Raw genomic sequence first — 12972 nt, 5'->3', positions numbered from 1 at the left:
TGCGGAAGGAGAGGGATAACGATGTACGCTGATCTGCACATTCATTCGTGGTATTCCGACGGAACGATGACCGTGGATGAAATCGTCGAACAAGCCCGGGCCCGGCAGGTCAGCCTGATTGCCGTCACGGATCATAATCAGTTGGCGGGAAGCCGGGAGTGCCTTCAAAAGACGCGGGGAACCGGAATTCGTTGTCTGTCCGGGGTTGAGCTGGACGCCCAGGACTTCGGAATCAATTTTCACATTCTGGGCTATGGTGTCGATTTAGAGAATGGGCAGTTTCAGGAGTTTGTGGAAGCGAACCGGCTGCGGCTGGAACGGGTGAACGAGTTGTTGATCGAAAAGATGGAACATGCCGGGGAACCGGTCAGTCTTGACGAATATCGTCAGTTTTCCTATGACCGGCGCTTAGGCGGCTGGAAGGCGCTGCATTACTTTGCGGCGAAAGATCTCGTGGCCGATTTTAAGCAGGGCTTTTTGATGTATGCCCGCTATCATCATGATTATTGCTGCGTTGGCTTTCCGCCGGTCAGGGAGGTTGTCCGGCAGATTCAGGCTGCGAAAGGAAAAGCGATTCTGGCCCATCCCGGCAAAGTGATTCCAGCGGCGAAGTTGTCGGAAGTCTTGCCCGCGGTCATGGCGGAGGGACTGGACGGGATTGAATGTTGGTACCCGTCGCATGACGCCGGTACAACTCAGATTTGCGTGAATTATTGCCGTGAGCGGGATCTGATGATGACTGCCGGCGCGGATTGTCATGGCAGCTTTGAAACAACGCAGATCGGCCAGCTGGAAACTCCCATCGCTCAGCTGGTTTTAAAGGATCGGATATGAGTCGATGGTTGTCGTTGAGCGCAGGCTAAAAAACGACAGAAAACGAACTTTTTACCAGAACCTAGAAAAAAGTCTTGCAAAAATTTGAAATTAGCATATAATATAAAAGGTATCGGGATGTAGCACAGCTTGGTAGTGCACTTCGTTCGGGACGAAGGGGTCGCAGGTTCAAATCCTGTCATCCCGACCATTTTAAAAACAACGGCTGAAAAGCCGTTTTTGTTTATCTCCGCGGATGGGGATGACGGATTTAACCTGCGAAAGAAACGTTCATTTTCATGCTGAAGGTTCATCTTCATCTTCGGTAAACTCTAAGAAAATCCGGTCTTTAAAACGGCCGCGGGTCTGCGCCTTCGCGTCTTTAACGGCTTGAATTTCGGTCGCGTCAATTTCAAAGAAATCCATCATCGCGTCCAAAACTTCGCTCAGGTCGGCCAATTCTTCAATGAGTGCTTCTCGATCGGAGGCTTCCTGAACTTCCCGGGCTTCCTCGACCAGCTTGGCTTTGAGTTCGGTCTGATATTCCGCTGACGTTAAACGCCGCGTCTGGCAATCGCGGCATTCGGATTGAATGATCGCCGGAATGCGGTCGCGGACAAGCTTATTATAAATTTTACGCATGGAATCACGCTCCATTCTAAACTTGATTATATCAGAATTACGAAGCATGGACAATTTCCATTCTGATTGGAAAGGAAGGGTTCAACTGAAAAAGAAGGTAAGGGCTTTAACGGATTTCCTGCTGGAGATCACAGTTATGGGTACAATCTGGAAATGGCAATTCCAGGCTTTTGTGTTATAATGTCAGCGATCTCTATCAAGTAAAAATATACGAAAAGAAAGGAATTGAATATGAAAATAGGAGTAGTATCTTTAGGCTGCTGCAAGAATTTAGTCGACAGCGAGCGAATGATGGGCCTGCTGCGGCAGTCCGGGCATGAAATTGTCAGCGACGTTCACGAAGCGGAAGCGATTATCGTCAATACCTGCGGATTTATTGAGCCGGCCAAGGAGGAAGCGATCAACACGATCCTGGAAATGGCAGAATATAAGAATGAGAATTGCCGGAAACTGATCGTTGCCGGCTGTCTGGCCCAGCGCTACAAAGCCGATCTGGAAGCGGAAATGCCGGAGGTCGATTGTTTTTTAACGATCAGTGATTATCCGAAGATGGGACAGATTCTGACCCGGGTCTTAGGTGAAAAGGTGCTGGATGGCTATGGGAAAAACACCCGGTTGGTTTCGACCAAGCCGTGGACAGCCTATCTGAAAATCGCCGAGGGCTGCGACAACCGCTGTTCCTATTGTGCAATTCCGGGAATCCGCGGCGGTTATGTTTCCTTTCCGATTGAGGATCTGGTTGCCGAAGCGAAGCAGCTGGCTTCGGAAGGGGTTAAGGAACTCGTCGTCATCGCGCAGGATACCTCCCGTTATGGAACTGATCTCTATGGCCGCCGGCGGATCTGGGATCTGCTGACAGAGCTGAATGCGATTGACGGATTGCACTGGATTCGTGTTCTTTACCTGTATCCGGATGAGATTGACGATGAGTTTGTCACAGGGATTAAGGATCTGAAAAAGGTTATTCCGTATTTCGATATTCCAGTTCAGCATGGCAGCGATAAAATGCTGAAGCTGATGAATCGCCGCGGCAGCGTGGAAAGTATCCTGCGGACGGTCAAGCTGATTCGAGCGAATTACGATATGCCGGTGCTGCGGACGACGATGATCGTCGGTTTCCCGCAGGAGACGGAAGAAGACTTCCAGATGTTGATCAACTTCATCAAGGAAGTGCGCTGGGACCGGCTTGGTGCCTTCACCTTTTCCAACGAAGAGGATACGCCGGCCTATACCATGGATGGACAGATTTCCCAGGAAATTATGGATGAACGGCTGGAACGCTTAATGACAGTGCAAAATCAGATTGCACAGGAAAACGGCGAAGCGTTGATCGGCAAGACACTGGAAGTGCTCGTCGAAAATCAGGATGGATTAACCGGCTATTACCATGGCCGCGGCATTCACAGCGCGCCCGACGGTATCGATGGGCTGATCAAATTTAAAAGCTCGCATCACTATCAGCCGGGCACCTTCGCCTGGGTGAAGGTTACTAAGGCGAAGCATCACGATTTAATTGGAATTGATGTTTTAGACGCTGAGGAAATTGCGGCTTAACTGACACTTTACGATCTAACAATCTATTTATCGCTGTTGGGGAGAATTCATTCTTCCTGTCATGAATAAATGGAGATCATGGAAGCTCCGGCTGACGTTTTTGTCAGCCGGGGCTTTTTTAGAAATCATAAAAAATGAGAAAATCAGCGGCGGGAGTCTGGGGGTTTTTAGAGAATTAAGTATTCAATCTCAGTCGGGTTGAATTCCATTTGAGTTTGAGTGAGAAATAAGTCAAAGTAAGGCGGAGACAAGCGGGGGAAAGAGATATCGTGACAGCCTTCGCTGTGATTAAAAGAAGAAAAATAAGAATTGACAAAGATGGAAGACGCTCCTATAATACATTTAGATCAACATCTAAATGTTGAGATCAGAAAGGAAAACAGAAATGAACAAATCAATCAAAAAAGGATTTATCGGACTTTTACTGTTGTCGGTTGTCTTGAGCGGCTGTCAGAAAACGCCAGCTCCCGCCGAAAGCAATCAACCGAGAACAGACGTTCAGGATAAGGTGACGGGCAGCCGGGAGGAGATCGCCAAAGTGTATGTGGAAACACTGGGAGCCGGGGATTTTGACAAGCTGCTGCAGGGATTTGCCTATGATGAACAGATGCAGAAGGCATCCTCGCAGCTGCAGGCTTCGCTGGAACCTTCGCTGAAGCAGCTGGGGGCATTAAAAGAAATACAGACCGCCAATGAAATCCAGCAAGGCGGCTATATCATCGTTCAGGTTCCGGTGCTGTTTGAAAATCAGAACCTGTGCGTGAACGTCGTGTTTGACGATCAGGATCAGATCGCGGGCGTAAACTTCTCCGAATATGTTGAACCAAGCAACGTCGCGGCGCTGACGCTGCCGGAAGGAGCTGCGGAGCAGGAGCTGACGCTGACAATGCGGGATGGCAAGGATTTGCCTGCCACCTTAACGCTGCCCCAAGGCGATCAGCCAGCGCCTGTTATTATTCTGGTGCATGGCTCAGGACCGAATGACCGCAACGAAACCCTGTATGGCAATACCGTGTTCCAGGATATCGCCTACCGGCTGGCCGAGCAGGGCATCGCGACCGTCCGCTATGACAAACGGACCTTTGTTTATGGCGCTGAATGCGCCGGGGACACACAGTTTACAGTGGAACAGGAAACGATTCAGGACGCTGCGGATATCGTCGGTCTGATTGCCAAACAGCCGGAAATTGATTCGTCAGCGATTTATGTTCTGGGCCACAGCTTAGGCGGCTTATGCATGCCGCGGATCGCGGCGGAAACTCCGGAGGCAGCGGGCTATATCATGATGGCCGCACCGGTAACGGATCTGGCTTCCTTAATGAGGATGCAGTATGAGCATTTGGCGCAGTTCATGAATACAGATCAGGAAAAAGCGTCGATGGAAGCGATGATGGCCGAGCTGGACAAGCTGCAGCAGCTGGACTCTTTGCCGGAAGATGAAGCGGTGGTCGGCGCCTATCCGGCCTATTGGAAAGATCTGTTGTCCTATGATCCGGTCAAAACCGCGGAAACGATCACCAAACCGGTGTTAGTGCTGCAGGGTGAGGAAGATTATCAGGTGCCGCTGCAGGAATTTGAAACGTGGAAAGCGGCTTATGGCGAAAAGGCTAACTGGACATTCCACAGCTATTCCGGGCTGTCGCATCTGATGATGCCGGGCGACTTCGACGCCAATCCAAACACCTATTACATGCAGAAAGCGGTCGTCGATCCGCGGGTGACGGATGATATTGCCGCCTTCATCCACGCGCAGAAATAAGATCCTAAGACTTCTGAATTGAAAGCAGATTCAGGACGTTTGAAGGTTTGTAAAACTGGAAGCTATGTAAAATGAAGCGGAGATTCACTGATCAGACTGCCCGGGATGACCGCGGCTTTCGGAATCCGGTAAGCTCCGCTTTTTGTTTTGCTTAAAGCCAGTTGACCGCTGAGAAAGATCGTTCATCCATTTCATGATCGAAGTCCTTTTGAAACCCAGCGTGAAATTCCATGGTTTCCGGGCGGTCTTTGGTTGTAACCCCTTGCAGCTTTCGATATAATTAAACATAAGGAGGACCTAGAGTATGAAAACATATTTAGGAATTGATTTAGGGGGAACGAACGTCCGCGTTGCCAAAGTGACGCGTGACGGGATTGTTTTAGCTGAAGTAAAACGGCCGTCGCTGGCGCAGGAAGGACCGCGCAGAGTTATGGACAACATGATGGAAATGATCCGGGAGATTCCGGGGTATACTGAATGCGAGGGGATCGGCGTGGGCGTGCCGGGACCGGTCGATACGATCAACGGAAAAATGTTGATGGCAACGAATCTGCCGGGGTTTGAGCTTTATCCGATTGCCGCGGAGCTGACGCAAAATTTCAACATGCCGGCCTACGTCGATAACGACGCTAATGTCGCCGGTCTGGCGGAAGCGCTGGTCGGTGCTGGAAAGGGCCTGCCCGTCGTCTATTACGTTACGATTTCTACCGGCATCGGCGGGGCATTAGTCGTCGACGGTAAGGTTGTCAGCGGCAAGCATGGTCATGCCGGGGAAATTGCGAATATCATCATTGACCGCAATCGTGAGAAAATCAATCATTTGAACATCGGCGCGGTGGAGAACGAAGCCAGCGGCGTCGCGATTACCCGCAAGGGCAAAGCGCTGTTCGGCGATCAGATCCGCCATGCCGGCGATGTATTTGATTTGGCGAAGCAGGGCAATCCGCAGGCCCAGGCTGTCGTTGACGATATGGCCTACGATCTGGCCGTAATGTTCTCGGTCATCGCCCATGTTGCCGACCCTTGGATGTTTGTGATCGGCGGCGGCATGATGCAGTCCAAGGATGTATTCCTGGATAAAGTTGTCGCTAATTTCAAAAATCTGGTCCATGTGCCGATGCGCGATACCTTGTTTGAAGTGGCAAAGCTGGAAGAACCAGGAATCATCGGCGCGGCGATGCTGCCGATCTCCCACGGAAACTAACATCATAGAAAGAAGGAATAACCTTGGTTTCAGAAAAATGCCTGCGGCAATATGCCGAACTGGCAGTTCGGCTGGGCGTCAATGTTCAGAAAGGACAGCTGCTGGTAATTAAGGCGCAGGTTGATTCAGCACCGTTTGTCAGAATGTGCGTCGAGGAAGGCTATCGTGCCGGAGCGGGCGAGGTCATTGTACAGTGGCTCGATGATCAGATCACCAAGCTGGACTATCAGTACGCGGAAACGCCTGTGCTGCAGCGGGTTCCAGACTGGCTGACGGCGCGGGAACAGGAATTTGTCGACCGCGGATACTGCATTCTGCATATTGACTCGAGCATCCCGGGTATCATGAAGGATGTCGATCAAAAGAAGGTCCAGCAGGTCGTCACCGCGCGTCGCAAAGCATTGGAAAAATTCCAGAACTACACGATGGCCAATCTCGGTCAGTGGTCGATCGTCGCAATTCCAAATCCGGAATGGGCGCTGAAAGTCTTTCCGCAGGAACAGCCGGACACCGCGGTGGAAAAGCTGTGGGATGCGATCCTGGCTTCTGTCCGGATTCAGGATCAACAAGATCCGATCCCGTTGTGGGAAAAACATAACCGGCAGTTGTCTGAGCGCAACGACTGGCTGAACCGCCAGCGGTTTGCGGCGCTGCATTTTAAGAATCAGAAAGGTACAGATCTTATTGTAGAGCTGGCCGAGGGCCATCTCTGGGAAGGCGGCTGTGAAAAATCGCAAAGCGGCGTGGTCTTTAATCCCAATATGCCGACTGAGGAAAATTTTACGATGCCGAAAAGAACCGGGGTGCGCGGCAAAGTTCAGGCGACAAAGCCGCTTAGCTATCAGGGAAAGTTGATTCAGAATTTTTGGATCGAATTTGAGGAGGGCAAAGCGGTGCGCTGGCATGCCGAGGAAGAAGAAGATGCTTTGGCCAGTCTGATCCAGTTTGACGAAGGCAGCGCCTATCTCGGAGAAGTCGCGCTGATCGACGTCGATACGCCAATCTCGCAGTCCGGGATTTTGTTCTACAATACCTTGTTTGACGAAAACGCCAGCTGTCATCTGGCTTTGGGCCGGGCTTACCCGATGAATATGGAAGGCTCGCAGTCGATGAGCGAAGAGGAAATGAAGGCGAAGGGCTGTAATTTCTCAATGGTTCATGTCGATTTCATGTTCGGCAGCGACGACATGCAGATCACCGGCGTGCATGCGGACGGTTCCGAAGTTGTTTTCTTTCGCGACGGCCAGTTTTGTATTGAATAAAGACGTGTTGAATATGAGAAAGGACGTTGCCTGGCGGCGTCCTTTTTCACAAGAAAAGACAGATCTGGGATATTCAAGGGGACAATATCCGTGATATACTGGAAACATTGAGGTGGATGTATGAAAAAGGCATTGACAGAAATTATTAAATTTAATGAGGAACGTGACTGGGATCAATTTCACAGTCCTGAGAATCTGGCCAAGTCGATCGCAATCGAGGCTGGCGAGCTGTTGGAATGTTTTCAGTGGGGATCGGATTATGATCATCAGAAGGTCTGCGAAGAACTGGCGGATGTCATGAATTATTGCTTGTTGATGAGTGATAAACTCGGTGTGGACGCCGAAACGATCATCCTGCAGAAGCTTGAACAGAATCGAAAAAAGTATCCGGTTGAAAAGGCTAAGGGAAAAAGCACCAAATACGATCAGCTGTAAGGAGGAAACCTGAATGGTCAGAATCAAAACAATTCCATTTAACGAGCAGGCCCTGACAGCGGCTAAAGGCATCACTCAGGCAATTCAATACCCTTCAGTTTATATTCTGTCAGGCAAAAATGAAGCCTATGTCGGGGAAACGATCAATATTGCCCATCGGCTGCAGCAGCATATCCGCAACGCCGACCGCCGCCGGTTGGATCAGCTCAGAGTGATCATGGACAAACAGTTTAATAAATCCGCAACAACGGATATCGAGGCTTCATTAATTAAATATCTGTCGGCTGATGGCCAGTTCAGACTTCAAAATGGAAATGCCGGTATCCGGGATTATAATTATTATCAAAAAGACAGGTATAAAGAAAAATTTGAGGAAATATGGCGGCTGCTGATCAAGCAGGGGATTGCGCAGCACAATCAGATACAGATTGAGAACAGCGATCTGTTTAAGTTTTCTCCCTATAAATCATTAACAGATGATCAATATAAAACTGCTGAAAGCTTGTTTGATTCCTTGCTTCAGCATTTGCGCAAAAGCGAAGAAGCTGTGTTTTTAGTGCATGGCGGTGCGGGAACCGGAAAAACTGTGCTGGCTGTTTATTTGATGAAATTGATGTCAGATATCATGGCTGAACATAACGATATGGAGGAGGAGATAGAAGAAGCAGAAGATGAGTTTTCATTTCAAAGCTTGTATTATTTAAAAAATGTCAGAAGCTTAAAAATTGGTCTGGTCATCCCAATGACTTCGCTGCGGAAAACATTGAAAAAAGTATTCAGGCAAGTCCAAGGTCTTCGGTCTTCCATGGTAATTGGACCTTCAGACGTGATTAAATCGCATTATGATGTGCTGATTGTGGATGAGGCGCACCGGCTTCGTCAGAAGAAAAATATCATGCCTGGACACCACAAAGTTTTTGACCGGATTAATGCGAGTTTGGGATTAACTGACGGAAATGAACTGGACTGGATTCAGCGCTGCAGCGATTATCAGATTTTATTCTACGATGACACACAGTCGATAAAACCAACGGATATCGATCAGTCCGTGTTTCAGAATCTGGTTCAGAAACAAAATACCGAAGAATATTTCTTAACATCACAAATGCGTGTCGCGGCCGGACAAGATTATATTGCCTATATCGAGAATATATTATATGAATATGGAAATCCAAAGAAAAAGGAATTTAAAAATTATGAATTTCTTTTGTACGATCACATCCGGGATTTAAAGGCAGTGCTGAAGCAAAAGGAGAAAGAAGTGGGTTTGTGTCGCCTGGTGGCAGGATATGCCTGGAAATGGAAAACACAGAATCATTCTTTGGATCAGATTCGTGATCAGCAGCTTTATGATATTGAGATTGAAGATGAGCGGTTTATTTGGAATTCAGTCAATGAAGACTGGGTTAATTCAGCGAACGCCATTAATGAAGTTGGGTGTATTCATACGGTTCAGGGTTATGATCTTAACTATGCGGGAGTGATCATTGGTCCGGAGCTGGGGTATGATGAGCAAGCGCAGCAAATTGTAGTTCATTCGGATCAATATTTTGATCGCTTTGGTAAAGCCGCGATTCATGATGAAGAAATTTTGAAAAAATATATTCTTAATATCTATAAGGTTTTACTAACGAGAGCCATTAGGGGAACTTATGTTTACGTTTGTGATCCTGCATTGAGAAATTATTTTAAAACTTGGATAGCTTCTGCGGATGCGGTGCGAACCTGAAGTGAACATGAAATCCCTGGGAGGTTCGCACCGGGGACTTTGTAAAATTGTTTAGATTATAGTAAAATAGTATGGTAAAAGGGCAGGATTTCTACTAATCTGATGATAGATTCTTTTTAAAGATACATCCAATTAGCATAATGTTACTTTTTTGTAGTCGCAAGCTACACGCTTGCGTGGATTGAAATGGCGTATCGGCTTGCTTCGTGCTTTGAATCAAACGTCGCAAGCTACATGCTTGCGTGGATTGAAATTTTTAAAATTTTCGCTCCAAAACGACTCAAGTCAGTCGCAAGCTACATGCTTGCGTGGATTGAAATCATCGCGGCCGGGGCGCAAGCCATATAAATAACGCGTCGCAAGCTACATGCTTGCGTGGATTGAAATAGCATAAGCAGTCGCTGTAAACTTTTCGACCGTGGTCGCAAGCTACATGCTTGCGTGGATTGAAATGGTGCTGCGCGAAATGAACTATGACCTGAACGTAGTCGCAAGCTACATGCTTGCGTGGATTGAAATTCCATCAGAGCTTGGCGGTGTTGCTCAAAATTCGTCGCAAGCTACATGTTTGCGTGGATTGAAATACAGCTAATTGCATTGATTGGGTAAATTTGCATGTCGCAAGCTACATGCTTGCGTGGATTGAAATATAATCATTGCTTCGTCGTCCCAGCTAATAAGTCGTCGCAAGCTACATGCTTGCGTGGATTGAAATTTCGATTTTGGAATTGAGGTCATCGTAGATCCCGTCGCAAGCTACATGCTTGCGTGGATTGAAATTTACAATAGGCGGCCATATCATATGGGTCAAAGCGTCGCAAGCTACATGCTTGCATGAATTGAAACATTATTATTGTGTTGTAGTAGAAAAAGCATGCTTGAGGAGCTGTGCTTTTTTACTGTTGATTGGGCGTTTAAGCAAATTTTAAACATGTATAAGCTCATCTCTTAAATGATTGAATTCCCAAGAAAATTCCAGAATGAAATAAATCTGTGAAAACCTGGGATTTATCCAACTTTTCTTGGATTGCACGGAGGGGAATGGTATAATCAAAAAGGTGATTATACATGTTTCATACTTCCGATTGTAAAAAATTTAAACGATGTCAGAAATATTTCTGGCTTTCTAAAAAAGAACCGACACCGCCATTCTCTCCCTATGTCAGGATGGATGAGGATTTAACGGCGCTGGCCTGCCAGAAATTAGGAATTAAGGAATATTTTCAGGGAGTTCGCGGTGATGATCCGCAGCGGGCTATGGCGGCGCTGGAAGAATCAGAATGGCTGGTTTCCGCCCGCTTTGAATTCCATCAGCTGCGTGTCAAAATTCCCTTTCTCCACAAAACAGATGCCGGCTGGGAAGTCTATTTTCTGTATGGCGGCCATCTGCCTAAAGAAGACGAAGCATTCAATTATATGCTAAGCGCCTGGGTGCTGGAAAACCTTGGTTTTGCGGTGAACTCACTTTATGTGATCCATCTCAATCCCGATTATATTCGGGGGAAAGAATTAGATCCCCAGGAACTCTTCATCATTTCCGATCGGTTTTATAACGAAGCCGGCCGTCCGGCCCGAAGACTTTCAGAAGCAATCGAAAAGCAGAAAATTGAAGTTCAGCCTATGCTTGACGAAATGGAGCGGATGCTTGAGCTGGAAGAACCTGAATCAGTGAAAACTAACCGCTGTACGCGCCGTAACAAATGCGTTTACTATGAACGATGCTTCCCGGAAGAAAAAGAACTCGAGCCTGATTCAATCCTGACCCTTGTTTCATCTCAATATAAAAATCAGATGGCAGCGGAAGGCCGGTTAACGCTGCAGGACGCTGACCCGGACCGGATTGAAGGAACCCGCCAACAATTCGCTCAGATCAAAGCCGCTCAGAACGGCGGCTGTTACATTGACTATTTCGGTTTGAAAATCTGGCTTGACGGTGCTTTGCAATACCCATACTGCTTCCTCGACTTTGAGTGGGAAACCTATGCTGTGCCACCTTATGAGGGAATGCGCAGTTATCAAGTGTTACCCTTTCAGTATTCGCTGCATATTTTAGAAGCGGACGGGACGCTGACCCATCGCGAGTTTATCGGTGTGCACGACTGCCGGAAAGACTTTGTCGAAAAGCTGCTTCAAGATCTGCCGCCAAAGGGCAGCGTGATCGCCTACAATGCCGAAGGCGCGGAAAAGATCCGGCTTCAGGAGCTGGCCGCCCGCTTTCCGGAACGCGCGAAACCGTTGATGAAGATCCATGCCCGCATGGTTGATTTGGCCTTTCCCTTCCAGGCGGGTCTATTCTACGACACGCGGATGCGCGGCTATTATTCTTTGAAAACACTGCTGCCGCTGTTTGATGAAAACCTGACTTATCAGGATCTCGACATCCATCAAGGCATGGACGCCGTCGTCCAATGGCGGAATCTCGATCAAAATAACGATCAGTCCGATCACCAGGCGATTCGCGATCATCTGCTTCAATACTGCGGATTGGACACCTATTCCATGATTATCGTTATGAACGGATTGAAAAAGAAGCTGGCGGAATGGGAAGTCCGGCATCAACATCAAGAAGCGGCGATCGCCGCCGGAAAGGGGATTGAAGATGAGAATTTTTGATTTGCACGCCGATATTGGCTGGGATATTCTGCGTAAGCACGAACAAGGAAGAACCCATGTATTGAGGGAAGAACATTTGCCGAAGCTGATAAAGGGCGAAGTGCTCGGCGTTGGGATCGCCAGTTATTTTGAAGGCTCGGAGGACTGGGGTCGGATGCAGAAAATGGTGCTCGCCGCCCGCCAGGAAATTGAAGAAAACCTGGATGCCGTGACCTGGATAAAATCCAAAGCTGATCTGGAAGAATCCGGCAAGCCGCAGGTTGTGATGACCGTCGAGGGCATGTGCGGAATCCGGGATCAGGCCGAGGAAAAAATTCAGTGGCTCTATGATCAGGGCGTGCGCATCGCTTCGTTGTGCTGGAATGATGAAAACGCACTGGCAACCGGCGTGAAGGGTACGGTTACCCGCGGATTAACCGAGGAAGGCCGCAAGGCTGTTCGAAAAATGGATGAGCTAGGGATGATTCTCGACGTATCGCATACCAATGAGAAAACGTTCTGGGATATGGTGGAAGTGGTCCGTGGTCCGTTAATCGCCACTCATTCCAACACCCGCGCGCTGTGTGAGGTACACCGCAACCTGACCGATCAACAGATCATGGCAATCGCTGCAAAGGGCGGTGTGATCGGCTTGAATGCCGCGAGGAACTTCATTGATTCCAATCCTGAACATCAGGATGCTCTGCATCTGGCGGCGCACGGCCGTCACATTGCCGATCTGGTCGGCGTGGAACATCTGGCCGTCGGCTTTGATTTCATGGATTTCTTCGAGGATCATGCGACGTCGATGGGCACGAATCTGACCAGCGCGCTTCAAGCGCAGAATCTGATCCAGGGTCTGCGGGCTCAGGGATTCTCGGAAGACGAGTGTCAGGCAATCGGTTATGATAACGCGCTGCGGGTCTTACGACAGACCTTGAAACAATAAAATGATAAAAAAGGGCTGATTTACAGAAATCAG

General features: G+C 48.4%; 10 protein-coding genes, 1 tRNA gene and 1 CRISPR repeat array. Of the genes, 10 read left to right on the top strand and 1 reads right to left on the bottom strand.

Translation table 11 applies throughout. From position 1 onward, the window contains the following. The first annotated feature begins 21 nt into the window (after positions 1-21). Positions 22-834, top strand: coding sequence for a PHP domain-containing protein (locus tag DWY25_RS06310; protein ID WP_181981724.1), 813 nt, complete (start codon positions 22-24; stop codon positions 832-834). A 113-nt stretch (positions 835-947) separates the two neighbouring features. Further along, positions 948-1024: transfer RNA gene (locus DWY25_RS06305), tRNA-Pro, on the top strand. An 86-nt stretch (positions 1025-1110) separates the two neighbouring features. On the opposite strand, the gene DWY25_RS06300 is transcribed toward DWY25_RS06305, so the two are convergent. Further along, positions 1111-1455: a nucleoside triphosphate pyrophosphohydrolase gene (locus DWY25_RS06300; RefSeq protein WP_181981723.1), complete on the bottom strand. Its 345-nt coding sequence runs from the start codon at positions 1453-1455 to the stop codon at positions 1111-1113. A 231-nt stretch (positions 1456-1686) separates the two neighbouring features. On the opposite strand from DWY25_RS06300, the gene rimO reads away from it, so the two are divergent. The 8 genes from rimO (at position 1687) to DWY25_RS06260 (ending at position 12939) form a co-directional block, all read left to right on the top strand. Beyond that, complete coding sequence (gene rimO / locus DWY25_RS06295; protein ID WP_117894524.1) at positions 1687-3009, top strand: 30S ribosomal protein S12 methylthiotransferase RimO; 1323 nt, start codon at positions 1687-1689, stop codon at positions 3007-3009. A 385-nt stretch (positions 3010-3394) separates the two neighbouring features. Further along, complete coding sequence (locus DWY25_RS06290; protein WP_181981722.1) at positions 3395-4768, top strand: alpha/beta hydrolase; 1374 nt, start codon at positions 3395-3397, stop codon at positions 4766-4768. Positions 4769-5072: 304 nt separating this feature from the next. Beyond that, positions 5073-5972 (top strand): ROK family protein, encoded by a 900-nt coding sequence (locus DWY25_RS06285; protein WP_117894522.1) that lies wholly within the window; start codon positions 5073-5075, stop codon positions 5970-5972. Between the two features lie 23 nt (positions 5973-5995). Continuing rightward, a complete protein-coding gene (locus DWY25_RS06280) occupies positions 5996-7234 on the top strand; it encodes an aminopeptidase (RefSeq protein ID WP_117894521.1) in 1239 nt (412 codons plus the stop codon). A gap of 120 nt (positions 7235-7354) precedes the next feature. Then, entirely contained in the window at positions 7355-7669 is a 315-nt protein-coding gene (locus DWY25_RS06275) for a nucleotide pyrophosphohydrolase (RefSeq protein WP_117894520.1), read from the top strand. Positions 7670-7682: 13 nt separating this feature from the next. Further along, positions 7683-9398, top strand: coding sequence for a DUF2075 domain-containing protein (locus DWY25_RS06270; protein ID WP_117894519.1), 1716 nt, complete (start codon positions 7683-7685; stop codon positions 9396-9398). A gap of 156 nt (positions 9399-9554) precedes the next feature. Beyond that, a CRISPR array of direct repeats spans positions 9555-10244; the repeat unit is 32 nt; unit sequence GTCGCAAGCTACATGCTTGCGTGGATTGAAAT. A gap of 222 nt (positions 10245-10466) precedes the next feature. Then, on the top strand, positions 10467-12011 hold the full coding sequence (locus DWY25_RS06265; RefSeq protein ID WP_244925941.1) for a DUF2779 domain-containing protein: 1545 nt from the start codon (positions 10467-10469) through the stop codon (positions 12009-12011). Next, positions 11998-12939, top strand: coding sequence for a dipeptidase (locus DWY25_RS06260; RefSeq protein ID WP_117894518.1), 942 nt, complete (start codon positions 11998-12000; stop codon positions 12937-12939). Before DWY25_RS06265 ends, DWY25_RS06260 begins: the two co-directional genes overlap by 14 nt. Positions 12940-12972: the final 33 nt, after the last annotated feature.

Source organism: Holdemania filiformis (assembly GCF_003459085.1).
Lineage (GTDB): Bacteria > Bacillota_I > Bacilli_A > Erysipelotrichales > Erysipelotrichaceae > Holdemania > Holdemania filiformis.
The sequence above is the reverse complement of the archived record's forward strand: the minus strand, read 5'-3'. Positions and strand labels throughout refer to the sequence as shown.

Excerpts from the sequence above, each read along its gene's own strand:
- DWY25_RS06310 (WP_181981724.1), top strand. The coding sequence starts at position 22 with ATGTACGCTGATCTGCACATTCATTCGTGGTATTCCGACGGAACGATG.
- DWY25_RS06275 (WP_117894520.1), top strand. The coding sequence starts at position 7,355 with ATGAAAAAGGCATTGACAGAAATTATTAAATTTAATGAGGAACGTGAC.
- rimO (WP_117894524.1), top strand. The coding sequence starts at position 1,687 with ATGAAAATAGGAGTAGTATCTTTAGGCTGCTGCAAGAATTTAGTCGAC.
- DWY25_RS06265 (WP_244925941.1), top strand. The coding sequence starts at position 10,467 with ATGTTTCATACTTCCGATTGTAAAAAATTTAAACGATGTCAGAAATAT.
- DWY25_RS06260 (WP_117894518.1), top strand. The coding sequence starts at position 11,998 with ATGAGAATTTTTGATTTGCACGCCGATATTGGCTGGGATATTCTGCGT.
- DWY25_RS06290 (WP_181981722.1), top strand. The coding sequence starts at position 3,395 with ATGAACAAATCAATCAAAAAAGGATTTATCGGACTTTTACTGTTGTCG.
- DWY25_RS06300 (WP_181981723.1), bottom strand. The coding sequence starts at position 1,455 with ATGCGTAAAATTTATAATAAGCTTGTCCGCGACCGCATTCCGGCGATC.
- DWY25_RS06270 (WP_117894519.1), top strand. The coding sequence starts at position 7,683 with ATGGTCAGAATCAAAACAATTCCATTTAACGAGCAGGCCCTGACAGCG.
- DWY25_RS06285 (WP_117894522.1), top strand. The coding sequence starts at position 5,073 with ATGAAAACATATTTAGGAATTGATTTAGGGGGAACGAACGTCCGCGTT.